At 56.7% G+C, this 23,584-nt stretch carries 21 protein-coding genes; 11 read left to right on the forward strand and 10 right to left on the reverse strand.

What is annotated here, in order from left to right:
* Nucleotides 1–111 precede the first annotated feature (111 nt).
* The 5 genes from E8M77_RS01060 to E8M77_RS01080 form a co-directional block, all read right to left on the reverse strand.
* A complete protein-coding gene (locus E8M77_RS01060; protein WP_137128765.1) occupies nucleotides 112–543 on the reverse strand; it encodes a transposase in 432 nt (143 codons plus the stop codon).
* Between the two features lie 98 nt (nucleotides 544–641).
* The gene (locus tag E8M77_RS01065) at nucleotides 642–2,096 is read right to left on the reverse strand and encodes an RES family NAD+ phosphorylase (RefSeq protein WP_137128766.1); all 1,455 of its coding nucleotides are present in this window, start codon (nucleotides 2,094–2,096) and stop codon (nucleotides 642–644) included.
* A gap of 109 nt (nucleotides 2,097–2,205) precedes the next feature.
* Complete coding sequence (locus tag E8M77_RS01070) at nucleotides 2,206–3,981, reverse strand: AIPR family protein (RefSeq protein WP_137128767.1); 1,776 nt, start codon at nucleotides 3,979–3,981, stop codon at nucleotides 2,206–2,208.
* A complete protein-coding gene (locus tag E8M77_RS01075) occupies nucleotides 3,978–6,776 on the reverse strand; it encodes a Z1 domain-containing protein (RefSeq protein WP_137128768.1) in 2,799 nt (932 codons plus the stop codon). The genes E8M77_RS01070 and E8M77_RS01075 overlap by 4 nt, the downstream gene beginning before the upstream one ends.
* Nucleotides 6,777–6,780: 4 nt before the next feature.
* Nucleotides 6,781–8,262 carry an ATP-binding protein gene (locus tag E8M77_RS01080; RefSeq protein ID WP_170975702.1) on the reverse strand — a complete coding sequence of 494 codons (1,482 nt, stop codon included), beginning with the start codon at nucleotides 8,260–8,262 and terminating at the stop codon, nucleotides 6,781–6,783.
* A gap of 128 nt (nucleotides 8,263–8,390) precedes the next feature.
* Here E8M77_RS01080 and E8M77_RS01085 point away from each other — a divergent pair, with 128 nt between their 5' ends.
* Complete coding sequence (locus tag E8M77_RS01085; protein ID WP_137128770.1) at nucleotides 8,391–9,467, forward strand: DNA cytosine methyltransferase; 1,077 nt, start codon at nucleotides 8,391–8,393, stop codon at nucleotides 9,465–9,467.
* The gene (locus E8M77_RS01090) at nucleotides 9,439–10,194 is read left to right on the forward strand and encodes a hypothetical protein (protein WP_137128771.1); all 756 of its coding nucleotides are present in this window, start codon (nucleotides 9,439–9,441) and stop codon (nucleotides 10,192–10,194) included. The genes E8M77_RS01085 and E8M77_RS01090 overlap by 29 nt, the downstream gene beginning before the upstream one ends.
* Nucleotides 10,195–10,553: 359 nt before the next feature.
* Here the strand turns inward: E8M77_RS01090 and E8M77_RS01095 are convergent, their stop codons facing one another.
* Entirely contained in the window at nucleotides 10,554–11,183 is a 630-nt protein-coding gene (locus E8M77_RS01095) for a MarC family protein (protein WP_137128772.1), read from the reverse strand.
* Nucleotides 11,184–11,398: 215 nt separating this feature from the next.
* On the opposite strand from E8M77_RS01095, the gene gyrA reads away from it, so the two are divergent.
* Complete coding sequence (gyrA, locus tag E8M77_RS01100) at nucleotides 11,399–14,248, forward strand: DNA gyrase subunit A (protein ID WP_137128773.1); 2,850 nt, start codon at nucleotides 11,399–11,401, stop codon at nucleotides 14,246–14,248.
* Between the two features lie 109 nt (nucleotides 14,249–14,357).
* On the opposite strand, the gene E8M77_RS23785 is transcribed toward gyrA, so the two are convergent.
* Both E8M77_RS23785 and E8M77_RS01105 read right to left on the reverse strand, forming a co-directional pair.
* Nucleotides 14,358–14,507 carry a hypothetical protein gene (locus E8M77_RS23785; RefSeq protein WP_170975700.1) on the reverse strand — a complete coding sequence of 50 codons (150 nt, stop codon included), beginning with the start codon at nucleotides 14,505–14,507 and terminating at the stop codon, nucleotides 14,358–14,360.
* A 19-nt stretch (nucleotides 14,508–14,526) separates the two neighbouring features.
* The gene (locus E8M77_RS01105) at nucleotides 14,527–14,706 is read right to left on the reverse strand and encodes a hypothetical protein (protein WP_137128774.1); all 180 of its coding nucleotides are present in this window, start codon (nucleotides 14,704–14,706) and stop codon (nucleotides 14,527–14,529) included.
* Nucleotides 14,707–15,120: 414 nt separating this feature from the next.
* On the opposite strand from E8M77_RS01105, the gene coaD reads away from it, so the two are divergent.
* The 5 genes from coaD to tgt all read left to right on the forward strand — a co-directional run bounded on the left by coaD (nucleotide 15,121) and on the right by tgt (nucleotide 19,099).
* Nucleotides 15,121–15,615, forward strand: a complete 495-nt coding sequence (coaD, locus tag E8M77_RS01110) for a pantetheine-phosphate adenylyltransferase (RefSeq protein WP_137128775.1) — start codon at nucleotides 15,121–15,123, stop codon at nucleotides 15,613–15,615.
* A 31-nt stretch (nucleotides 15,616–15,646) separates the two neighbouring features.
* Nucleotides 15,647–16,213, forward strand: a complete 567-nt coding sequence (locus tag E8M77_RS01115; RefSeq protein ID WP_137128776.1) for a peptidylprolyl isomerase — start codon at nucleotides 15,647–15,649, stop codon at nucleotides 16,211–16,213.
* A gap of 34 nt (nucleotides 16,214–16,247) precedes the next feature.
* Nucleotides 16,248–16,763, forward strand: a complete 516-nt coding sequence (locus E8M77_RS01120) for a peptidylprolyl isomerase (protein WP_137128777.1) — start codon at nucleotides 16,248–16,250, stop codon at nucleotides 16,761–16,763.
* Nucleotides 16,764–16,892: 129 nt separating this feature from the next.
* Entirely contained in the window at nucleotides 16,893–17,981 is a 1,089-nt protein-coding gene (gene queA / locus E8M77_RS01125; protein ID WP_137128778.1) for a tRNA preQ1(34) S-adenosylmethionine ribosyltransferase-isomerase QueA, read from the forward strand.
* Nucleotides 17,978–19,099: a tRNA guanosine(34) transglycosylase Tgt gene (gene tgt / locus E8M77_RS01130; RefSeq protein ID WP_137128779.1), complete on the forward strand. Its 1,122-nt coding sequence runs from the start codon at nucleotides 17,978–17,980 to the stop codon at nucleotides 19,097–19,099. The genes queA and tgt overlap by 4 nt, the downstream gene beginning before the upstream one ends.
* Before the next feature lie 20 nt (nucleotides 19,100–19,119).
* Here tgt and E8M77_RS01135 read toward each other — a convergent pair whose 3' ends face one another.
* Nucleotides 19,120–19,545 (reverse strand): DUF4864 domain-containing protein, encoded by a 426-nt coding sequence (locus E8M77_RS01135; RefSeq protein ID WP_137128780.1) that lies wholly within the window; start codon nucleotides 19,543–19,545, stop codon nucleotides 19,120–19,122.
* Between the two features lie 394 nt (nucleotides 19,546–19,939).
* Between E8M77_RS01135 and E8M77_RS01140 the strand changes: the two genes are divergently transcribed.
* Nucleotides 19,940–20,521: a J domain-containing protein gene (locus E8M77_RS01140; protein ID WP_137128781.1), complete on the forward strand. Its 582-nt coding sequence runs from the start codon at nucleotides 19,940–19,942 to the stop codon at nucleotides 20,519–20,521.
* 66 nt (nucleotides 20,522–20,587) lie between these two features.
* Here E8M77_RS01140 and E8M77_RS01145 read toward each other — a convergent pair whose 3' ends face one another.
* A complete protein-coding gene (locus E8M77_RS01145) occupies nucleotides 20,588–20,782 on the reverse strand; it encodes a CrpP-related protein (RefSeq protein ID WP_137128782.1) in 195 nt (64 codons plus the stop codon).
* A gap of 336 nt (nucleotides 20,783–21,118) precedes the next feature.
* Here E8M77_RS01145 and E8M77_RS01150 point away from each other — a divergent pair, with 336 nt between their 5' ends.
* Complete coding sequence (locus E8M77_RS01150) at nucleotides 21,119–22,627, forward strand: MBOAT family O-acyltransferase (protein WP_205910444.1); 1,509 nt, start codon at nucleotides 21,119–21,121, stop codon at nucleotides 22,625–22,627.
* A 45-nt stretch (nucleotides 22,628–22,672) separates the two neighbouring features.
* Entirely contained in the window at nucleotides 22,673–23,578 is a 906-nt protein-coding gene (locus E8M77_RS01155; RefSeq protein WP_137128783.1) for a hypothetical protein, read from the forward strand.
* Nucleotides 23,579–23,584: the final 6 nt, after the last annotated feature.

Here is a 23,584-nt window from a genome sequence, read left to right on the forward strand (position 1 = left end):
GGCGTTCCCTTCCGCCTTGCAGCGAAGGCAAGATAACGCGGGTAGGAAATACCGTCATAGTCAATGTGCTTTGGCCACACCGCTTACCCTTCACCGCACCAGACGGACCAATCACGATGATGCCTTCAAGGCCTGGATCACGGCGGCAATGGTTGCACTGTCCGTGCCAGATGCGATCCTCACGATCGCGCCGCCAACCTCCAGCTCGATTGCCGCAATGGGAGGTGCTTGCCTCGCTATCGTCTTTCGCGGTGGCGGAGGTGGCTCTACCGCACGATCAATGACCGCAGGCACAAACATCGGCGGCACGGCTGCCTCCCTTTGCTCACGCGCCTGCCGCCGCCAAGTGAACAATTGCCCTGGGGATAAACCATGCCGCCGCGCAACAGCACTCACCGACATCTCGCCGCTATAGCTCTCGGCGAGGATTTGGTCCTTCTCCTCGTCGCTCCAGTCGCGCCGCCGGCCCGCTCCCGTGAAGACCTCAAACCGTTGCACCGGCACATCCACACTGGTGCTATGCGTAAATCCTGTAATCGTCATATGTCGGAGCCTCGTTCGGCCACAACATCAACAATCGCACGCTGATCCGGAAGGTGGGGTCAAAACGGCGCTTACCGTGAAATTCGCCACACGGGCGCTCAAAATGCGTTAGTGGAAGCAGACATTTCAGTATGCTGCACCTTGTAGTCTGTCGATTTGAATTCGACCGCTTCGATCTTCCGAACCTCTACTTCGCCCGGTTCTATTTTGAGGCTGGTTGACCGACGTTGCTGTGTCATCTCGCGGGCCGTCCGCTCGAAAACTTCCCAGTAATCAGCGATCTCGGCGTCTTCCGCGGAAACGGCGCGTTCTTCTGCGTTTGCCTTTCTCCACCAGAATGCTGTGAAGTCCGGGTAGCTGCCGTCCTCGTCCTCGCTGGTCATCTGAACCTCGATCTCGACATTCTCGGGCACCTGCCAGACCTCGACAGCGGATGCGTGATGGAAAAGAACAACGTTTTTTATCTCACCTGCGACCTGCACCGAAGGGAAGATGATACCATCCATGGGGGCGACGAGACCTGTGGCCAAGAAGTCGGCTACAGCTTGAGTCGGAAGATATTCGAACTCCTGATCGTCGGGCATCACCGGTCGCGCCATCCGCATGGCGAGTCCTTTGAGAAAGCGTATCCGACTCAACTCACCTGCGTATTCCGGGTTGAAGATGCTTCCACGGAGCGTTGCTGACGGAAATGACGAAAGGTCTAGCAGCCTGAGTTCGCGTGTGATCTCAAATCTTCCCACAGCAACGTGGCATCCCACGGGAGGACGTACCTCGGCCACCGCCGCAGCGGGATCGTCGGCACCGTAGAATACCGATATCCCACGTGCGTTCATACGGCCGGATGAGGCAAAGAGGCTTGGCGGCGGACCCAACTCTGTATCGGGTCGTCCTATCGCTGCCTCAAGTTTCGACGGCGACTGAAACGCACGTGCTCTGAAGAGATGGGTCAACTCAGTGCCAGGTCCAGCCGTGACGACTAAGCCTGAGCCAGTATAGGTCTGCAGGCGCTCTACCCCGTCGAAAAGTTCCAAAAGGAGATCGATTGCGGCCGGATTGAAAAAACGGGATTCGGTCTTGAGCGCTCGCTCGAACGTTCGCCACTTCTCTTGCCACTTGCTGTCATCCGGCGAAATCTCCTCGTAGTACAGGTCGGCATCATACTCGGTCTGCTCTCCGATCTCGATCGACGACCAGCTACTATAACGGTCGGCGAGTACTGCCTGGATGTCCGTAGCGGCTTTGCCGGGTATATCCGCCGCGTTTTCGATAGCCTGTTCAATCGGCTCACCGTCGGGAATAAATTCGAAACTGGAGTCGGGGTCCTTGTGAGCTTGCCACTCGTAGCCGTTCATCTCCATCCGAGATTGCTGGTAGTGCTGTTGAAACGCGACATCCACGATGCCGGAGATATCGGCAATGCGGAAGGTCCTCCCTCTGCACTCACAGTAACTGCAGGTATTCGCAACACCTTCCGAGCGAACCTTGCCCTTGAGATACTCGTCGCCGATGCACTTCCAGCAAAGAAGCTTATTTTCGATGTCAGCAATCATGTCACTTTCCGTACAAAAGAATTCTCATCTCCGATGACCATGCGGTACCCACTGCCAAAGAGGTTGCCCGATCGCCTGTCCAGGTTGGGGATTGGTGCAAAGATATCGATCATGCCTTTCGCAACTCGGGAATCTGCGACGCCAGTTTGGCTTCTTTCGTTGCCGAGACTGCTTCCCAGCACACGAGGCGCTTGCAATGTTGGGTGACGTTGCTTCTTCCCGCAGCGGACTTGATCTCGGACTCTACGACTGTGGCCCATAAGGAAAGGAGGTTTTGGAGCTCGGCGGATACCGCCTGCCGCTGCCATATAAATCTGAGGTCGATTTGGCTTCCGAGCCGATCCCCTACCAGGGCGACGAGGTAGTTCACAATTTGCGCTCTATAGCCGGGGAAATTGCCGTCCCGAACGGCCTTTTGCGCTGCTTTGAAAACGATCGCTTTCGAAATTGTGTCCCTATACCAATCTTCGGTGGGACTCCATTCGGTGCGCTCGACCTCTTCTAGCCAGGACTTGTAATTGTATTGGGCACCGTTGGAGACAAGATGCGGCAGTCCTGCCCATGAGTTGATATATTTCGCGACGTCAGTCTTCGAGAATTTCCGCGCAGGAGGACAACGCGTCTTGAAACGCCGTTTTGCGGCAGCGCTACTGCCTTCTCGTGAGCGGGCCACATTGTATTGGCCGCGGGTGCGTTCGTAGAACCACAGGCCGCGCTCGCCTGGAATCCAGACGGAACGCGACAGGCGCTCGATTTCAATATGAAAGGGGCGGTTTGCCGAAAAATCGGCGATCTGAACTATGCTCTGCGTATTGGCATAGGAAGAGATTTCACCGACAAAGGAAGGCTCGTCCGCCTCCCGCACCACGGTCAGCTTCATCGCCACCTCAGTTCGCGATATGTCTGTTCCTTCAGCGAACATCGCGTGGTGCAATGCGGCGATCGTCTGACCGCCGTTCACGATCTGCAGCCCATAAACAAACTCAATCGCTCGTCCGTCTTCCGACAGGTCCACATCGCGAGCGGTCGCTGAAATCCCGTTGTTGTAGGCGAGAAAGCGTTCCTGATCTTTTTTAAGCGTGCGCCGGATGCCCGCGTTCACCTTGTTACTGCTGCCAAGGAAGGCACGGACATTGTATTCCAGCAGCGCGACGTCGAAATCCTCGTAGAGCTTGGCCAGGAACTCGCCCGATACGATCAGGAGCGAGCACTCGTAGCTGGGGTCCGGGTGACTTCGGGGAAGGAACTTCAAAGGCTTTCCGTCACGATCCCTGAACGAGACGCTCACATCCCGAACTGAACGGTCACTCAGGCGAGCGAGGCTTCGTATATCGAAGACTTCACATGAGGCTTTTCGACCGAATATGTCTGCGATTGGGATGTCCTTGCCACTGAACAGGCCGTCGGTGAACAGGACCACGGTTACCGTCTCGATAGTATCGAAGGTGGACCTAAGCATGTCTGCCAAGGCGGACGCGTTCTGCGAGAGGGGACCTGAGCTCGTATTGCCCATTGCGTCCTTGAGAAACCGCACGGTTTGCGTCGCGAGGGATATCAGAGTGGGCCGGTCAATCGGCCAGATTTCCGCGGCCGAGCGGTAATCAGTGTTGAAAAGTATGAGCCGCTTGCCGTCGTCGCTAACAACAGCGCCGCCAATACTCGCCTTGGAGTTCCCTTTCATTCCGGAATGCGAACCAAACTGCGCGTCAGGCAGGCCTCGGGAAGGAAGGTAACGCTCAAGCATGAGTTCAAGATACACTTCCGCCTGAAACGGCCGATCGCTGTGCTTTCGCCCCTCGGCCTCGTCGTTTACTTCCGACGTGATGTCGGTCAGGACCTGGACGAGTGCATTGTTTCCGCCAGGGGTTTCCGGGGTCGCGTTCATAGCTCGATCCTCTCGCCGCGGCCCATCTCTTCTATGTAGACAGCATTGACGGTGTATCGGATGGGCTTCCGTTTTGCGTTATCGCTTCCGGGGAAGGCGATAGCCACGCCGACGATTGGCAGCTTACCCTTGTAATTCTCAGAGTGCGGAAGATAGACGAGAAGAAGCGGATTGAGCCGCAGGTCCTTCCTCACCCAGCAGTTTGCTTGAGATGTCGGTTCACGTCGCATTTCTCCTGAAAGCGAGTTTGTGGGGTCATATGAGCGTGCTCGGTTCCAAGCCCCATCGTCGAGGTCGATACCCACATCGCGGTTGGTAACCAACCGTTTGATCCGATAGCCGCCCTCCTGATTGACCAGTTCGTCGGGTTTCCGGAGCCTGCCGTTCAGCGATATGCCTTCAATGTCGAAGGGTCGCCCGCTGACGTCGCCGTTGATCAGAGCGACGTTCCAACGTTTCAGGTCGCCTTCTCCCATCTGCTCCCGTATGTAATTGACCCATAGTTTGCTGTCAGCGAGTCTAGCGACCGCCTCGGTCTCGTAATCGTTCAGAAAGTCTATGACGGTCTCGGACCCCGCATCACGCCAGAGGAAGGATTGCTCGTACGACCTTACGCGGTCGCTACCAGCGGGATATTCCGGAGACGTCGGGTTTCCGCGCTCTTCCTTGAGATTGCCGACGAAGGCGGTCAGCGCATCTCGATTGTTCTCCAGCACGGACTGTTCCAAGCTGAAGGTCTTTGTCTCGCTGACCTTGCCGGCATAAGTTTCGTAGACTATCACATCGGATGCATGTCGCCGTTTTGCGCTGGCTGTCGGCTTCAGCCGTGTATGGCTCAACACCTTGAGGCCGTATTCAATAGGTCTGATGTTCAGCGTCTGCATGAAATCGAACTCGCGTCGGAGTTCCTCACTCGCCGTGGCAATATGCTCGAACGCATCCTTGAGTATTGATGTTGTGTATAGTCGGCAAAGATCGAGATAGCCTGGCCGGTACCCGAACCAGCGCCCCATCTGGAGCAACGTATCGTACATATCGGTCTGACGCGCGAAATAGCTGACCGTGAGTCCCTCAAGTGTGAGTCCGCGGGAGAGCTTATCCCCGCCCACGGCAATGACGTCGACGCCGTCGCTCTTGAAGTTTTCGTAGTCGAGGACGTCTGTGGCCTGGCCATTTATCTCTTTGAGTTTGATCCGCTCCGCAACGTCCGCAAGGGTAGGGGCAACTGTACTCCAGTCTGGTATTCTTCCCACCCCCGGCAGACCCGAGGCCACGACCCTTTCATTCGTCGGGCGAAAGTCGGTTTCGAGGATTTCCTTCAGGTCGGTCCATATCGTGCCGGTTCCTGCGTCTTCGTAGCGGAGCGCGCGGCGTGATCGAACCATAAACTCGTCGATCTGCTCGTAAACGATGCGCTGCAGCCGGGTGAAACGAGTGACGTGGACGAGCATTGAATTGTGCTCGGTGATCTGGCCGCGTAACTTTCGGATCGCACAGGCAAGAATGAACGAGAGGATTGCTCTGCGTAGCGAGGCTGGAAAACCCTCGTCGGTTTCCGATGCGGGCTGATGCGTCTGCTTGTGTCTCGCTGGCATCCAGTCGCTAAGCTCGCGTCTGTCGCTGGCTCCGCCGTCTATGACCCTTATCAATGCCGTCCCGTCGCCCACGTCACGGTCCTGATCGATGCCAAAAGCGCGCGTAGCACCAAAATAGTTGCTCGGCGGATGTAGGTTGACGATAAAGTTTCGCGGGAAAAGGTCACGGTCCTGACGGTTGGTTAGCCCCTTGTGATGGATGAAGATGTTGGCAAAGGGCGTGGCGGTGTATCCGACATATGCCTTTTGCTGAAATAATCTCAGGATTTGACGTATTGCGCTATTGATCGCAGTAGGTTCGAAGTTGGTATCGGGCTTGTTGTCGGCGCTGAAACGCTGTTCCAGTGTATTGACGGACGCATGGTCGCTCTCGTCATCCACAATCAGCAACGGCACGCCACGAATTTTTCCAGCTGGAACCTCGTCGCTCGTTCCCGCCAGGAAATTTCGAACGTTCTGAAGGTTCTTTGCATTTTTCTTGACGACGAGGAGAATAGGTGAATCCGAGCCCAGCGGCATGTCCAGGTTGCGGGCTATTGTCTTATTGAAGTCTCCGCGTAGCGATCTCGTCGTCGCTGATATTGGTTTGAGGCTCGGATCGATCAAACCTACCCCTGTGACGGTACCCGTGTCGGTTCGCCGTCCCAAGAACCCTTCATCCAACCTAATCTGGGTTTGCATTCTCAGGCTTTCGTGAACCCCTGCGAGGACAATTATTACCTTGTATCCAGCGTCGGCGGCCTTACAGACCAGCGAGGTGTAGTTCGTGGTCTTACCGGACTGGACCTCACCGACGACGAGTCCTCGCCGATCCCAAGAGCCGGACTGGCCGGGATTGCCCAGGAGGCCGAGCACCAAATCGGTATCCTCATGTGACTGTTTCACCACGCCGCTCGGCAACGTATGGAGGAGGTATTTTTCGTATCGGGGCCAGTATTTCCATGAGGTTCGATCTACGGATCGAAGCCATGGTTCGCGGGAGGAATCGTCGACAAGAACCGAGGCTGGTCCGACGAAGACCTTGAACATCTCCAATAGATCGGCGGCAAGACGGTCGACGTCTATGTTGCCGCCGAACACTGCCGAGGCCGACATGGCCTGCGTCTTCACCATTTCCGGCGTCAGTTCCGCACTGTCGCGAACTGAGTTTGCGATTAGAATTTGCGCCACCGCTAGCGCTGCGTCGTACTGTTCTGCCATTTTTTCAGGTCTCCGTGGCACGTGCCTGAGCGATCCCCGTCTCGGCGAGGTCGGGGCGGCTTAGAAATTCCGGCATAGCAAGAAGTCGGCGAAGAATCTCCGCGTCCCCTACGCCGCCTGTTCTCTTCAAGGTGTAGGAGATCGTCCTTGCAAGCTGGACGAGCTTCTGATCCTCAGGGCTGAGTTGAACCGGAGGGGGCGCTACAGCTGCTGTGATGGGCTGAATCGGAGCCGTCTTGTCGAGGAGGTCGAGAAGCCTTTTTACACTGGGCGAATTCTTCGCCTCGGCTAGTGCCTCTTTGACTATCTCATGATCTCGATTGATCTTAAACTGAGAGGTAGCCCCCGTGTCCCGGCGCTTCCAAAGCGCATCGTCTCCCTCTGTGGCCTTCCGTTTCTTTCGCTCCGAAGAGGAAAGGGCCTTACCGGTTCGACGGATATGGTCAGCGAGCTGCACAATGCGCGCCCGGAAAGGAGCGGGAGGCGTAGCCGTGGATTTGAGTAAATCAAGACTCCAGTCAAGATCGGCCGCATTTGTAATATCGAGAGAAATTCGGATGGTCTTGAAAGCAGTTTCGGCTTTCCATTGGTTCGACCCTTTCCCGAGGCCGAGCCAACCGCCGCCTATTACGAGGCGATCTCCTCGGTAAACATAAAACCCTTGAGACGCATTCCAGTCGTCAGGTCCCGCTGCGTCTTTGTATTCTTGCTCGGTTAGCTGGCTCTTGCGCGGTAGAACGTGTCCTTCGAAAATCACGCACCGTCCGCCTTTGCGGATATAGTCTTTGGGAAACGAACTCCTGTAAGGATTTCCGCTCATCAACGGGTCCCAGGGTTTAACCTCCATTCCATTCACAGTTATCTTGATAATCTTTCGTTCAATAAAGCGGTGAAAGGTCATGGCGAGATGCTTCTCAACTCTCTCCGTGGCTTCCCAAAATAAATGGCTTGCCGACAATGTTCCTGTCTGATCGAGGACGTCGAGGGCCTCCCACAAGACGACCGTCCCTGTAGGATATTGGTTGTCTGACGAGAGTAGCTGCTCGCTGCCGACGCGAGGGTCGGAGAGAGCCTCCCAACGATCGGTCGCGAGCATGTGATCGATGTCCCATCGCAATGTTGCGCGGGACCCGTCTTCGAGCCTTGAACGGACAGTAAAGCTCCGGCACTGAGACCAGCTTGCCATCTTTAGTCCCAGACCGAAACGTCCGAGATCGGATAGTTGGCGCAGGTCCTGAGGGTTTCGGCCGAGGCGCATGGCCTCCAGCAACCTGTCTTCTGACATACCGTTGCCGTTGTCAGAGATTGATATGAACGACTGTTTCCCACTCCAGTTGAAATCGATATCGATTCGACTGGCGTTCGCAGAAATGCTGTTATCCACTATGTCTGCCACCGCTGTCTGCAGCGTGTAACCGACATTTCGCAGGGACAGAAGCATCTCACTGGGGGAAGGTGTTAGATCATGTGTTTCACTGCTTCCCAAGACCGACTTCCGTCCGGTAGATTTGAAAACGATTGACATAGGAATCACGCGCCGCGACCCTGCAACCATAGTGCGCCACTTGATTCTAGTTTGTATCGTAGTAGTGGCATATTGGGATTGGAAGCGGAATGATCGGAATCGACTTGTTTTCGGGGGCTGGCGGTATGTCGCTAGGCGCTGAAATGGCAGGCCTTAAAACAAAGCTCGCCGTTGATTTTGACGCATCCGCCTTCGCTACTTATGCACACAACCACCCAGACACATTCGTGCTCCAGGCCGACGTTCAAAACCTGCTGGACATTTCAGTGCCGTTCGCCAGCAAAGATATCGTCGTATACGGAGGACCGCCGTGCCAGGGTTTTTCGACCTCGAACCAGCGCACCCGGAGCGCGGACAACGATAAGAACTGGCTTTACCGGTCCTTTATCAATTTCGTCAGGAAAATTCGCCCAGGGTGGGTGATTTTCGAGAATGTTCGCGGCATCTTGGAGACGGAAGGCGGAATGTTTGCGGAGAAGGTCGAAGCGGACATCCGAGCGCTGGGGTACGACACTAAGCAAGGACTTATGAACGCCGCAGAATTCGGCGTCCCACAGGTTCGCTCCCGATTTTTTCTGATCGCTCGTCTTGGCGCTGACGCTCCCGAATTGCCCGTGCCACAAGGTAGGCCGGTCGTTACGGTCGATGAGGCCCTTGCCGATCTGCCTGAGCTTATGAACGGCGCTAACGTTTCAAAATTGCCTTATAAAACCGCAGCGACTTCAGCCTATGCACGACTGATGAGAGGAAACGCGTCGGAAAGCGAAAACAACCTTGTATCACGCAATTCCGATTACGTAATCTCCCGTTATCCGTACATACCACAGGGTGGCAACTGGGCTGACATTCCTGAAGAGCTGATGACGAATTACCAAGATCGATCCAGATGCCATACGGGCATCTATCGTCGCCTCCGACCGGATGCGCCTTCTGTGGTGATCGGTAACTTCAGGAAGAACATGCTGATACATCCTCACGAGCACAGAGGGCTATCAGTACGCGAGGCCGCACGACTTCAGTCGTTTCCGGACAGCTTCGTCTTCAAAGGGTCAATAGGCCTCCAGCAGCAGCAAGTTGGGAACGCTGTCCCACCACTACTGGCAAGAACTTTATTCGAAACAGTCATCGGGGCTCATCGTGGATATTCCGACGTCATCGCGGCCTGAAGGGCGATACGAAGAACGATATTTGGCCTTTATCGATGTGCTCGGCTTCTCTGACATAATCAGAAAAACACGGAATCAGCCTGAACTGATATCCGTCGTACACGAGGCACTCGTTGGTATAACGAGGGCAGCCGTGTCGTCGCGGTCATCGATTCTAGGAATTCAAGCTTCGAGCTTCTCAGATAACGTTGTCATCTCGCTACCGCTTTCAGGGCCAGGCCTGCTTCACCTCTTCGGACTTATCAACAACTTCAGCCAGGAGCTCCTCGCGCTTGGAATGTTATTTCGCGGAGCGATCGCAAAGGGGGGCGCGCTTCACACCGAACATGTGATCTTTGGCCCAGCGCTCGTCGAAGCGTACAATCTTGAAACAAAGGTAAGCTTGCATCCGCGGGTCATGCTGAGTGATCCTGTCCTCGAAGATGCAAAGAGTTACGCCGGCAAGTCCTCCGATCAAGTTAAGCTGTTCAAGCGCCTTGTCCGAGAGGATGCTTTCGATGTGCCGTATCTAAATTTCTTTACTGAGTGGGAAGAGGACGATGTTGCTTGGCAACCAGAGTCGGTAGCGAAGCTCAATGTTCTCAGTGTCATCATTGAAAAGGGTTTGAAAGAGAACGCGAAAAACCCCAACGTTGCGGAGAAATACCGATGGATGGCACGGCAGCTTGACCAGTTCGTTGCGTCCAAGCGCTTGGGGGCGAAAGTTCCAAAGATCGAAATGTATTGATCCCTTTGATCAATGACACCTCCAAATATTTATTCCATTATTCCAAATGTCATAGCTTCCCATTTGTCTCGAAAAAATGAAACGGGTGTCGACGAGCTTCATCTGCGATTTATCTAAAATGTAAACTTACAAAGCTAGGAAGGTCGAAAAATAGCCATTAGTTTACAAATAACGAAAAAATCGCGTGTTTCGTCCATCGAGATGCCTTGGAAATTTAGCTTTCTCTCTCTCAGTTTACAAATTTAGCTCTCTATTACCTTTCTGAGCCTGAACAGGGCTCTCTGCAAATTTTGGAAAGGCGGCGGATCTCTGGTTCGTCGCCTTTTTTATCTGCAGCCGGAACCTGCTGCCTGACGATTTCAAAGGTTGAAAGCCGACCGCACGCCATCGACGACGAACTGCACCGAAAGCGCAGCGAGAAGCACACCGAGCAGGCGGGTCAGCACAGCGCGGCCGGTCATGCCGAGATATTTGTCGAGGCGATCGGCAACCAGTAGAGCCAAAAGCACCGTGCCCATGGTCAGCGCCAGCATGAGGATCAGCAGCAGGCGGTCCACGGGCTGGGAGAAGGTGCCGGCCAGAAGCACGGTGGCCGAAATGGCTCCCGGCCCGGCAATCAGCGGCAGGGCGAGCGGAAACACGGCAATATTCTGGATATGGTCGATGGTGATCGCGGTCTTTGAGGTTTCCTCTTTGCGCTCATTGCGTTTCTGGAAAATCATCTCGAAGGCGATCCAGAACAGCAGCAGGCCGCCGGCAATGCGGAAAGCACCCATGGAAATGCCGAGCAGAGACAGGATGCCGGCGCCGAAAATGGCAAAGGCCGTGAGAATGCAAAAGGCGATGAATGTGCCGCGCAGCGCCACGTGCCGGCGCTGAACCCGGTCCATCCCAGCCGTCAGGCCAAGGAAGATCGGCGCCAGACCCGGCGGATCCAGCGTGACAAGCAGCGTCGTGAAGGCGCTCATGATGGTATCGGCGCTGGCCATGCACTCTCTCCCGGTCGGTTACGCCGCTTGCGGCGGCCCCGCAACATTGTTAGGACAGTCCGGCAGCCGAGGAAAGTTCCTAAAAACGGCAGGTTCTCCTGCCGGCCGCCCTGTGAAAGCCGAAAAGCCTGTTCAAAACCCGCCGTGAAATTGGCGTTTGGACGTCCTATCCGCTATACCAGACAAACTGATTCCGAACAGAGATCGTATCCGATTTGACTGACCAGAGCACACCCGGCGGCGGAAAGCTGCCCCCCGGCATCGAGCCTATTTCCATCATTGAGGAGATGCAGCGCTCCTATCTCGATTACGCGATGAGCGTCATCGTCAGCCGAGCACTGCCCGATGTCCGTGACGGTTTGAAGCCGGTTCATCGTCGCATCCTTTACGGGATGAACGAACTCGGCCTGGACTGGAACAAGAAATACGTCAAATGCGCCCGTGTGACCGGCGACGTGATGGGTAAATACCATCCGCACGGCGACTCGGCGATCTACGACGCGCTTGCCCGTATGGCGCAGGACTGGTCTTTGCGCATGCCGCTGATCGACGGTCAGGGCAATTTCGGCTCGATCGATGGCGATCCGCCGGCGGCCCAGCGTTATACCGAATGCCGCCTGCAGAAGGTTGCGCATTCTCTGCTCGACGATCTCGACAAGGAAACAGTCGATTTCCGCGACAACTATGACGGCACCATGTCGGAGCCCGTGGTCGTTCCGGCGAAATTCCCCAATCTTCTGGTGAACGGTGCCGGTGGTATCGCGGTTGGTATGGCGACCAATATTCCGCCGCATAACCTGTCCGAAGTCATCGACGGCTGCGTGGCGCTCATCGACAACCCGGCGATCGAACTGCCGGAACTGATGCAGATCATTCCGGGCCCGGACTTCCCGACCGGCGCGCTGATCCTCGGCCGCTCCGGCATCAAGTCGGCCTATGAAACGGGCCGCGGCTCGGTCATCATGCGCGGCAAGGCCCGCGTCGAGCCGATGCGCGGCGATCGCGAGCAGATCATCATTTCTGAAGTTCCCTACCAGGTGAACAAGGCGACGATGATCGAGAAGATTGCCGAACTGGTGCGCGAAAAGCGCATCGAAGGTATTTCGGATCTGCGCGACGAAAGCGACCGCCAGGGCTACCGCGTCGTCATCGAGCTGAAGCGCGATGCCAATGCCGATGTCATCCTGAACCAGCTTTACCGTTACACGCCGCTGCAAAGCTCGTTCGGCTGCAACATGGTGGCGCTCAATGGCGGCAAGCCTGAACAGCTGACGCTGCTCGACATGCTGCGGGCCTTCGTCAACTTCCGCGAGGAAGTCGTCAGCCGTCGGACGAAATACCTGCTGCGCAAGGCGCGCGACCGCGCCCATGTGCTGGTGGGTCTTGCCATCTCGGTTGCCAATATTGACGAGGTTATCGCCCTCATCCGCCGTGCGCCCGATCCGCAGACGGCGCGCACCCAGCTGATGGAACGCCGCTGGCCGGCGATGGACGTGGAATCGCTGATCCGCCTGATCGATGATCCGCGCCACCGCATCAACGAAGACGGCACCTATAACCTCTCGGAAGAGCAGGCGCGTGCCATTCTCGAACTGCGCCTCGCCCGCCTGACCGCACTGGGCCGGGATGAAATCGGCGACGAATTGAACAAGATCGGCGCGGAAATCAGCGATTACCTGGATATCCTGTCGTCGCGCCTGCGCATCCAAACTATCGTCAAGGACGAGCTGATCGCCGTGCGTGACGAATTCGGCACGCCGCGCCGCTCCGTCATCATGGATGGCGGCCCGGACATGGATGATGAGGATCTCATCTCCCGCGAAGACATGGTCGTCACCGTCTCGCATCTCGGCTATATCAAGCGCGTGCCGCTCACCACCTACCGGGCGCAGCGCCGCGGCGGCAAGGGCCGTTCCGGCATGGCGACCCGCGACGAGGATTTCGTCACGCGGCTGTTCGTTGCCAGCACCCATACGCCGGTGCTGTTCTTCTCCTCGCGCGGCATCGTCTACAAGGAAAAGGTCTGGCGCCTGCCGATCGGCACGCCGCAATCGCGCGGCAAGGCGCTGATCAACATGCTGCCGCTGGAGCCCGGCGAACGCATCACCACGATCATGCCGCTGCCGGAGGACGAAAAGAGCTGGGAGAACCTCGATGTGATGTTCTCCACGACGCGCGGAACCGTGCGCCGCAACAAGCTGTCCGATTTCGTGCAGGTCAATCGCAATGGCAAGATCGCCATGAAGCTCGAGGAAGAGGGCGATGAAATTCTCTCCGTCGAGACCTGCTCGCCGCCCAACCCGGATCTGAACCTGCCGGGCGATGACGTGTTGCTGACCACGGCTCTGGGTCAGGCCATCCGTTTCCCCGTCGATGAAGTGCGCGTCTTTGCCGGGCGCAACTCTATCGGCGTGCGCGGCCTGACGCTTGCCGAAGCTGACCGTCTGATTTCCATGACGATCGTCGGCCATGTGGCGGCAGAGCCATGGGAGCGGGCCGCCTATCTGAAGCGTTCCGCTGCAGAGCGGCGTGCAGCCGGTAGTGATGAAGAGGATATTGCACTCGTCGGTGAAGAAGTGACCGAGGAAGGTCAGCTGAGTGACGAGCGCTACGACTATCTGAAGGCACACGAACAGTTCGTCCTGACCATTTCGGAAAAGGGCATTGGCAAGCGGTCGTCCTCTTATGACTTCCGCACCTCGGGTCGCGGCGGCAAGGGCATTCGGGCCACCGATACGTCGAAGACGGCGGAAATCGGCCAGCTGGTTGCCGCCTTCCCGGTCCAGGACAAGGACCAGATCATGCTCGTCTCCGATGGCGGCCAGCTGATCCGCGTGCCGGTCGATGGTATCCGCATCGCCAGCCGTGCGACCAAGGGCGTGACGATCTTCTCTACCGCCAAGGACGAGAAGGTCGTATCGGTCGAGCGCATCAACGAGCCGGAAGGCGATGAAGAAGCGGCCGGCCTGCCAGCGGACGCAGTTGCCGAGAACGGCGAGCTTGGCACAGATGCCACAGATATAGCGCCGGAAACCAATGCCGGCGAAGAGGGTGCGACCGAATAAGGTCGCGCCTTTCCAGACAGCAGAAATGACAATAGCCGGAGGCAAAACCTCCGGCTTTTTTATATCCGGGACTCACCCGGTATTCGTTTGATACGCGTGCTGGTGCTGATCAGAAGGCACTGTGTCTGCGGGCGAAATCCCGAAGGTTTTCGCGCTCGCGGCGCAATTCGACAATGGTGGAGGAGACGGTTGCCACGAACATTGTGCTGATCAATCCTGACAGAACAATCATCGTCACATACATGGCTTTCCCTTCCACGGAATTCTGCTAGCCCTTCTTAGTAATAGGGCTGTTCGTTGATCTGACCCGACATCTGGGTGTAGTTGAAGCTCTGCCCATCGGGCTTGCCCTGATAGAGTGTCACGGTCGCAGTCATCATGACGGCAATAACGGCGGTCCAGACCAGATTGATCATGGTGATCGTGTCCGGCATTGCCGATTTCTTGTGAGCGAACATCTCCAACTTCCTTTTCAATTTCCAGAACGCGTGTCCCGCGATCGGGTTCCGCACCAGTATGTGAAGACTTTATCGATTGGCCTCTGAAGCCACCCTGAAGGCGCCGTTCATCTGGCGTTCAGAATTCGTTAAGGTTCGACCGGTCACGCACCAGATGGATGGCGATTTCGACCATCAGAGAGAGGGCGATCGAGGCGGCAATCAAAACAATCAACATGTCTTCATCCTCATACCGATCGCCGGTTCGGCCGATTGACCGCGAAACCTGATCGGATGATGTCACTAGACCACATGGTGCCTGAAGCGGCTTTGAACGGATCATTCATCCGCCGTTCAACCGGGTGCCACGCGTGCAAACCCTTGCGATTGGCCGCAGTCCATGACACAAGGCGAAAAATTGCCAGGCGAGGTGCAATGTCGACTGCCTTCTATCCGGGATCGTTCGATCCGATGACGAATGGCCATCTGGACGTTTTGATCCAGGCGCTTAACCTTGCCGAAAAGGTTACGGTCGGCATCGGCATTCATCCGGGCAAGGTGCCGATGTTTTCCTTCGAGGAGCGCGCCGGCCTGATCCGGGCAGCGCTCACCGAGATTCTGCCAGATAGGGCAGGGCAGCTGGAGGTCGTAGCATTCGATGGCCTCGTTGTTCATGCGGCACGTCAGCATGGCGCTAAACTTCTCATTCGCGGCCTGCGCGACGGCACGGATCTCGATTACGAAATGCAGATGGCCGGCATGAATGCGCAAATGGCGCCGGATGTGCAGACGGTCTTCCTTCCGGCCGCCACGGCATCGCGGCCCATAACCGCCACATTGGTTCGCCAGATCGCTTCAATGGGGGGCGACGTGAAGGCTTTCGTGCCGCACGCGGTTCTTGATGCGCTCACCCAGAAGCTGAAACGCTGACTGCTCTTTTCCAACACGGAGTTCTCCCCCGATGAAACTTCTTTCTCTCGCCTTTGCCGGCGCCATGGCTGTCGCATCCTTTGCTTCGAGCGCTTTTGCCGCTGCCGATGACATGCTGACGGTTCAGCTGAAGGATGGCCCGGTCGTCATCCAGCTGATGCCGGAGATCGCGCCCAAGCATGTGGCGCAGGTGAAGAAGCTTGCCACAGAAGGCAAGTATGACAATGTCGCCTTCCACCGCGTCATCGACGGCTTCATGGCTCAGACGGGCGATGTCGAGTTCGGCAACCTGAACAAGGGCTTCAATGCCGGCCGCGCCGGCATGGGTGGTTCCGACCTGCCGGATATCAAGGCCGAATTTTCCAAGGTGCCGTTTGAGCGCGGAACCGTCGGCATGGCACGCTCGCAGGATCCGAATTCTGCCAATTCGCAGTTCTTCATCATGTTTGCCCGAGGCGCCTTCCTCGATGGCCAATATACCGTCATCGGCAAGGTCGTGTCCGGCATGGAGAATGTCGACAAGATCAAGCGCGGCGAAGGCCGTAATGGCGAAGTTTCCAATCCCGACCGGATGATCAAGGTCACCGTCGGCAAATAACGGGCGGGACGCCCCGAACACCAAGGAGAAAAACATGGCCGAGATCAAAGATCCGGAAAACACCATCATCATGGAAACCACGAAGGGCAAGGTCGTCATCGCCCTGATGCCTGACCTGGCTCCCGGCCATGTGGCCCGCATCAAGGAACTGGCCCGCGAAGGCGCCTATGATGGCGTCGTGTTCCACCGCGTCATTCCCGATTTCATGGCCCAGACCGGCGACGTGAAGTTCGGCAAGAAGGGCGGCGAAAGCTTCAACCCCGGCCGTGCCGGCATGGGCGGCTCGGACAAGCCGGACCTGAAGGCCGAATTCTCGGCCGTTCCGCATGTGCGCGGCACCTGCTCCATGGCCCGTTCGCAGAACCCGAACTCGGCCAATTCGCAGTTCTTCATCTGCTTTACTGATGCGCCCTGGTTGAACAAGCAGTATTCCGTCTGGGGCCAGGTCATCGAAGGCATGGACTTCATCGACCTGATCAAGAAGGGCGAACCGGTAACCGACCCGGATTCGATCATTTCCGTGAAGGTTGCAGCCGATATCGCGGCGTAACATCCACATTTTGATAAAAGAGAAGCGCTCCGGCCCGCCGGGGCGCTTTTCTTTTGGTCACTGCCCGATTATCTGCAGGCGTGACATGACCAGCAACATGATTGCCAGACTGCGGGACAGCCAGAACAGATGCGCGTAGACCTCTTCGATTTCGACCTGCCGGACGACAATATCGCGCTGCGACCGGCCAACCCGCGCGACAGCGCCCGTCTGCTGGTGGTGAAACCGGATGCCGAGACCATCCTTTCGGACCAGATCGTGCGGGATCTTCCTTCGTTTCTAAAGTCCGGCGATGCGCTGGTGTTCAATGATACCAAGGTGATCCCGGCCCAGCTTGAGGGAGTGCGGTCCCGCGAAGGTGCGCCTGATCTTGCCGTTTCGGCAACGCTGCATATGCGCATGGCCCCTGACAGCTGGAAGGCCTTTGCCAAACCCGGCAAGCGGCTGAAGATCGGCGACCGCATTCGCTTTGGCCATTCGGGCGAGGCCTGCGCGCTCGGCACGCTTGACGCGGTTCTGGAAGACAAGGGCGAGGGTGGCGAGGTGACGCTGCGCTTTGATCTGTCCGGCCCGGCGCTCGACGAGGCGATCATGGCTGTCGGCCATATTCCGCTGCCGCCCTATATTGCCGCCAAACGGCCCGAGGACGAGCGCGACAGCCAGGACTACCAGACGATCTATGCCCGCGAAGAGGGCGCCGTTGCCGCCCCGACCGCCGGCCTGCATTTCACTCCGGAACTGTTTGCGGCCCTTGATGCCGCCGGTATCGAACGGCATTTCGTGACATTGCATGTGGGCGCCGGCACGTTTTTGCCCGTCAAGGCCGACGATACGACCGAACACAAGATGCATTCCGAGATCGGCTATGTCTCACCTGAGACGGCCTACGCGCTGAATGCCGTGAAGGCCAGCGGCGGGCGCATCATCTGCGTCGGCACCACATCGCTGCGGCTTCTCGAAAGTGCGGCCTCAAAAGACGGTGCGCTGCACGCATGGTCCGGTGCTACCGATATCTTCATCACGCCCGGTTATCGTTTCCGCACTGTCGATGTGCTGATGACCAATTTTCACCTGCCGCGTTCGACGCTGTTCATGCTGGTTTCGGCCTTTGCCGGTTACGAGACGATGAAAAGTGCCTATGCGCATGCCATTGCCTGCGGCTATCGCTTCTATTCCTATGGCGATTCGAGCCTGCTTTTCCGGAAGTCCGACCCATGAGCGAAAATTTCACCTTCACCCTCAAGGCCACGGACGGCAATGCCCGGCTTGGCGAGATCACCATGCCGCGCGGCACGGTTCGCACGCCGGCCTTCATGCCGGTCGGTACGGTCGGCACGGTCAAGGCCATGTATCTCGACCAGGTGCGCGAAGGCGGTGCCGATATCATCCTTGGCAATACCTATCACCTGATGCTGCGGCCGGGCGCTGAGCGCGTGGCGCGGCTTGGCGGCCTGCATGAGCTGATCCGCTGGCCAGAACCGATTCTGACCGATTCAGGTGGCTTTCAGGTCATGTCGCTCTCTGGTCTGCGCAAGCTCGACGAGAAGGGCGTCACCTTCAAGAGCCATATCGATGGCAGCCTGCATCACATGTCGCCGGAGCGATCCATCGAGATCCAGGGCCTGCTCGACAGTGACATTCAGATGCAGCTGGACGAATGCGTGGCGCTTCCCTGCGAGCCGAAGGAAATCGAGCGCGCCATGGAATTGTCGCTGCGCTGGGCGGAACGCTGCCGCGTCGCCTTTGGCGAGCAGAAGGGCAAGGCCATGTTCGGCATCGTGCAGGGCGGCGACCAGCCGGCTCTGCGCGTGCGCTCGGCCGAGGGGCTGAAGCAGCTGGACCTCAAGGGCTATGCGGTGGGCGGGCTTGCCGTGGGTGAACCGCAGGCGGTGATGCTGGATATGCTGGGCATTACACTTCCCGTTCTGCCCGTGGAAAAGCCGCGCTACCTGATGGGTGTAGGCACGCCGGATGACATCATCAAATCGGTCGCCCGCGGCATAGACATGTTCGACTGCGTGATGCCGACGCGATCTGGCCGCCACGGGCTAGCCTTTACCCGCAAGGGCAAGGTGAATATCCGCAATGCACGCCATGCCGAGGATATGCGCCCACTCGACGATCAATCGAGCTGCCCGGCCAGCCGCGATTATTCGCGTGCCTATCTGCATCATCTGGTGCGCTCCAACGAGGCGCTTGGCGGCATGCTCCTGTCATGGAACAACCTCTCCTATTACCAGGAACTGATGCAGGGCATCCGCACGGCGATTGCCGAAGGGCGTTATGAGGATTTCATGGCTGAAACCCAGGAAGCCTGGGCGCGCGGCGACGATTGACTGGCGAGGGACGTGTCCTATCAAATGCCGGTGCTGGCCGTCTTTTCCAGCATCCGCACGCCATTGACCTTGTAGCTGCCATCATTTTGCAGCCGCATCTCGTAAATGGCCGTGGTGTCCTTCGTGTCGCGGCCGCTGATGATCACTTCCTGGAACACCAGTTCGCCGCCGCCGACCAGCTTGGAGCGGCCGAAGGCATAGCGGGCTGCCCGTGACAGAGGCTCGTAGCGCTTGCGCACCATGTCGAGGAAACGGCTCTCATCCGGAAACAGGCTGCGAATGCCGGGCGAGGCAAAGGAATAGGCCGTGCGGGCATCCGATGCGGTGATTGCATCAATCTGGCCGGAAATGACCTTGCGGGCATTTTCGACCGGATCTTCCGCGTTGGCGGATGAAAAGCTGCACAGAATAAGACAGATGAAGGCGAGGGCAAATCGATGAGGCATGCGCGTTCTCTCCGATGTCTGGCTGAGGATAACTCTTTTCGCCTTAAGAAAAACCCCTTCAATGCAACGGGCGTCATTGTCAGGGACGCACTGTTTCATCCATGCCACTATGGTTGAGATAGACGGGCCGATAGCCCGCAAAAATTCGGCGATTCTTGTTCTGGCCGTGATCCGATGCGAAGCTATGGCGCGCGTTTGCCAATAGAGCACCGGGTGGCTTTTCCTGCCGTGGAGACATACCGTCATACTTGTTGAAAGATCTGGGGAAAGACGGCAAAGGCCAAGGTTTCGCCACAAGAGGAGCTGAGGGGTTGAGGCTTGCGATGACTGAGACTACGAGAGGGTGACCTTGGACAGGACAAAGCCGGGGGACAGCGCGAAACCAGGTGAAACCGTGATCGACCCCTACAAGACGCTCGGCGTGACCCGCGATGCGGACGGCGCGGCCATCAAATCCGCCTATCGCTTGCAGGCTAAAACCTCGCATCCCGATACCGGCGGCGATGTGGATGCCTTTTCAAAGCTGACGGCATCCTATGAGCTGCTGCTCGATCCCGTGCGCCGCAAGATCTATGATGATACGGGATTTGACCCGCAACTGACCGATGCCAAGGATCTGGAAGGCCTGCTGATCCTTGATGCCCTGGTCAACGAGATCATTCTGGACGAGCGCCAGCCGGGCAGTTTTGATCCGGTCTCTGCCATGCGCCGCAAGCTGACCGACAAGGTGGTCAATGCGCGCTTTCATATTCTCGAACTGGAGCGGCATCGCGGCCGCATCCGCAATCATATCGATCGGATCGGCAAACGGCCGGAAAGCGATGTGCTGGGCCGCATGCTGACGGCGCGCTGCGATACCATTGCCGATGCGATTGCCAAGGCTGAAGCCGAGATCAAGGTGATCGAACAGGCCTATGCCATGCTGGATGGCTATTCCTACGAGCTTGAAACGGAAATGCAAAAGGCTGCGGAATAGATCGCAACCCGACCTTCTGGCACCCGTTATCCGGTGGTTTGCAAAAGCTTGCGCGGCGATAGTGGCTCAGCTGCGACAGGCATCCTCGATATTCCAGCCAAACAGCCAGGCCTCGCATTTTTCCTGCCATTCCTTCAGCCGCTGGCCTTCGCCCGATGGGCGGGCTTCCAGAAGCGGGTTCTGCGCAGGTTTGAGCCCCAGCACGCGCGCGCTGATGCCGCGCTGCTGCCAATCAAGAACAACATTCAGGTCGTTCAACATGCCTATCGATCCTCATGATCCAAGGGTGGCCTTCATGGTCACCATTTCCGACAAGAACTCATTTATCGGTGACGGCTTGCGCGAAGCTGATTGATTCTCTGGTTTTAGAGCGTGTTTCGACCTGATTGAATCGTTCTGCGGCGAGGAATTTTTATGAGGATCAAGGCCTTCGTCGAAGACCATACCAGCGGTGTACGGTCGAGAGGCACACGAACCTGCCAGACCGCGTAGACGAAGAGGACTATCGGGCGTGGACGCGGGGTAGGCGCCACATACTGGCATAGTCGATTGTAAATATCTGAGGTTTGAGATAGACGCCTTCTTCTGCAAGGGTAGATGAAGATGTTGTTTGTAACCCCAGAGTTCCTGTTCGTTTTTCTTCCAGTCGTGTTGGTGATCACAGCATTTTCACTGAGATTTTGGGGGAAATCTGCCGCTATCGCAGTTCTTACAGTCGCATCGCTGTTCTTCTATGGCTGGTGGAAGCTGTCTGGCCTGGCCATCATTCTCGTTTCCGTCGGCGTCAACTATACGATTGCCCGGCAGATAGCGGATGAAAAGGATATCAGGTCCCGGAAGGTGGCGCTTGGCCTCGGCGTGGCCCTCAATCTTCTGGCGCTATGTTATTTCAAATATCGAAATTTCTTCATCGACAATGTCCTGGAGATGTTTGGCGAGACATCCGGAATGGCACATATTGTGCCGCCGCTGGCCATTTCCTTTTACACCTTCCAGCAGATCGCTTTCCTGGTTGATACCTACCACGGGAAAATGCGCAGAATTCTATTCTCGAACTATTTGATTTCCGTTGTGTTTTTTCCGCATCTTATTGCCGGACCGCTGCTGCACTATCGCGATATCATCCAGCAATTTGAGGAACGCTTCAGAATCAGCTGGGCAACGCTTGCCTGCGGCATGCCGGTGTTTGTGATGGGAATGGCCAAAAAACTTGCCATTGCCGATCCGCTTTCTCAAGTCGTCAATCCGTTGTTCACCAAGGCAGAAAGCCAACCTCTTGAGCTTTTTGAAGCCTGGGCTGCATCACTTGGTTATACGGCGCAGCTCTATTTTGATTTCTCAGGTTATTCGGACATGGCAATAGGATTGGCGCTGATGTTCGGGATCGTCCTACCCATCAACTTTTTCTCTCCCTACAAATCGACGTCAATTATAGAATTCTGGCGGCGCTGGCATATTACGTTGTCAAATTTCCTGAGGGATTACCTTTACATTCCATTGGGGGGCGGAAGAGCCGGAGCATTTCGACGCTATGTCAACCTGATGATCGTCATGTTGCTCGGCGGGCTCTGGCATGGAGCATCCTGGACATTCGTTCTGTGGGGCGGGCTTCATGGCGCCATGTTGGTCGTCAATCACTTGTGGCGGGCGACGATCTCGCCGCGTCTTTTGGTGCTGAATTCGATTGCCCTACCTTTCTACGGGGTCCTGACCTTCCTTCTGGTTGTCGTCGGTTGGGTGCTGTTTCGCGCGGAGAGCTTTGCCGGAGCGACGAATGTCCTAGGCGGCATGTTTTATCCGCAGGCGATTTCACTGCCCTGGGGCGTTGCATTTGCACTCGGGATAGATCCCGCCCACTGGATCTTTGGCGACAAAGGCCTCTCATTTCCGGATCTCAGCGTTTTTCTCGCATTTGGATCCGCCGCCTATCTGCTTGTTTGGTTTTGCCCCAATACGACAGAGATCTTTCGCCTTACGCGGGATCCTCTCAACCTCGCGACGCGGCGATCGATTGGTGGCTCAATCGGAATAGGCGCGCTGTTCTGGCTTTCTTTGTTCGGACTATTCAGCGCCATCCCGTCAGAATTTCTCTATTTTCGGTTTTGATGCATGCCCCTCAGATCTGTCCTGGCTTCTTTGGGCCTCACTGTCATGTTGCTGCTTGGCTGGTTGTGCCTGCTGCAGATCGCTCCCACGCCAAGGGAAGTGCAGTGGATCAACGAAATTTATGCGCGCAAGGAAAATGTTGCACGCGAGGTTCAGGGCGCCAAATACGTTCTGATCGGAGGATCTGCGACACATTACTCCTATTCCGCCGAAGTGGTTTCGAAGCTGACCGGCTTGCGTGTTGTAAACCTCGGCACCCATGCAGGCCTGGGAGCAAGCTACATCCTCAATCGGGCGATGCGATCATTGAACAAGGGGGACACGGCAGTGCTTGCTCTGGAGCATCCGATGATCAGGCCGACGCCGCCATCAACGATCCTGGTAAGCCATGTTGCAACGTCCGATCTGGACTACCTGCGTCAAGCCCCGTTATCACAATTGCCGTATCTGTTATTTGGTTATTCCCCGATGCAATTGGTGCGGGATCTCGCGTCTCGTGCAATTCCCTGGAACTCTCCGCTCTACCGTTCCAACACAGTGACCGCTTTCGGGGATGAAAGCTCGAACACTGTCGAGAATAAGCTGCCCTATATGCTGAATGTCATACGGACGGCAGCACCGTTCGGCATGTATGCCTTGTCCGACATGGGTCCTACGGACAGCCTTGTGGCGTTTGTGATTTGGGCACGGCAGCACGGGGTAAACGTCGTCTACACATGGCCACCTACGACCGATCGCCTGGATTATCTGACACCAACCTATGAGACCTACTTAAAAGCCTATGCCGCAGTCTTCGAAGGATTGGGTGTTCCGGTTTTGGGGAAGCAGGCTGACTACGTCTTGCCTGAAGATGAAATGTTGGATTCCCTCTATCATGCAGATGTCAGGGGGGCACGCAGGGCATCCGCGGCGCTTGCACGAAATCTCTGTGCCGCGAAACTATGCCCGTAAACAAAA

This window comes from Rhizobium sp. FY34 (genome assembly GCF_005222845.1).
In the GTDB taxonomy this organism is placed as follows: domain Bacteria; phylum Pseudomonadota; class Alphaproteobacteria; order Rhizobiales; family Rhizobiaceae; genus Neorhizobium.

Bases quoted from the DNA above. Each gene is read 5' to 3' on its own strand.
- E8M77_RS01060 (WP_137128765.1), bottom strand. From the start codon at position 543: ATGACGATTACAGGATTTACGCATAGCACCAGTGTGGATGTGCCGGTG.
- E8M77_RS01065 (WP_137128766.1), bottom strand. From the start codon at position 2,096: ATGATTGCTGACATCGAAAATAAGCTTCTTTGCTGGAAGTGCATCGGC.
- E8M77_RS01070 (WP_137128767.1), bottom strand. From the start codon at position 3,981: ATGAACGCGACCCCGGAAACCCCTGGCGGAAACAATGCACTCGTCCAG.
- E8M77_RS01075 (WP_137128768.1), bottom strand. From the start codon at position 6,776: ATGGCAGAACAGTACGACGCAGCGCTAGCGGTGGCGCAAATTCTAATC.
- E8M77_RS01085 (WP_137128770.1), top strand. From the start codon at position 8,391: ATGATCGGAATCGACTTGTTTTCGGGGGCTGGCGGTATGTCGCTAGGC.
- E8M77_RS01095 (WP_137128772.1), bottom strand. From the start codon at position 11,183: ATGGCCAGCGCCGATACCATCATGAGCGCCTTCACGACGCTGCTTGTC.
- E8M77_RS01105 (WP_137128774.1), bottom strand. From the start codon at position 14,706: ATGTTCGCTCACAAGAAATCGGCAATGCCGGACACGATCACCATGATC.
- coaD (WP_137128775.1), top strand. From the start codon at position 15,121: ATGTCGACTGCCTTCTATCCGGGATCGTTCGATCCGATGACGAATGGC.
- E8M77_RS01115 (WP_137128776.1), top strand. From the start codon at position 15,647: ATGAAACTTCTTTCTCTCGCCTTTGCCGGCGCCATGGCTGTCGCATCC.
- E8M77_RS01120 (WP_137128777.1), top strand. From the start codon at position 16,248: ATGGCCGAGATCAAAGATCCGGAAAACACCATCATCATGGAAACCACG.
- queA (WP_137128778.1), top strand. From the start codon at position 16,893: ATGCGCGTAGACCTCTTCGATTTCGACCTGCCGGACGACAATATCGCG.
- tgt (WP_137128779.1), top strand. From the start codon at position 17,978: ATGAGCGAAAATTTCACCTTCACCCTCAAGGCCACGGACGGCAATGCC.
- E8M77_RS01135 (WP_137128780.1), bottom strand. From the start codon at position 19,545: ATGCCTCATCGATTTGCCCTCGCCTTCATCTGTCTTATTCTGTGCAGC.
- E8M77_RS01145 (WP_137128782.1), bottom strand. From the start codon at position 20,782: ATGTTGAACGACCTGAATGTTGTTCTTGATTGGCAGCAGCGCGGCATC.
- E8M77_RS01150 (WP_205910444.1), top strand. From the start codon at position 21,119: ATGAAGATGTTGTTTGTAACCCCAGAGTTCCTGTTCGTTTTTCTTCCA.
- E8M77_RS01155 (WP_137128783.1), top strand. From the start codon at position 22,673: ATGTTGCTGCTTGGCTGGTTGTGCCTGCTGCAGATCGCTCCCACGCCA.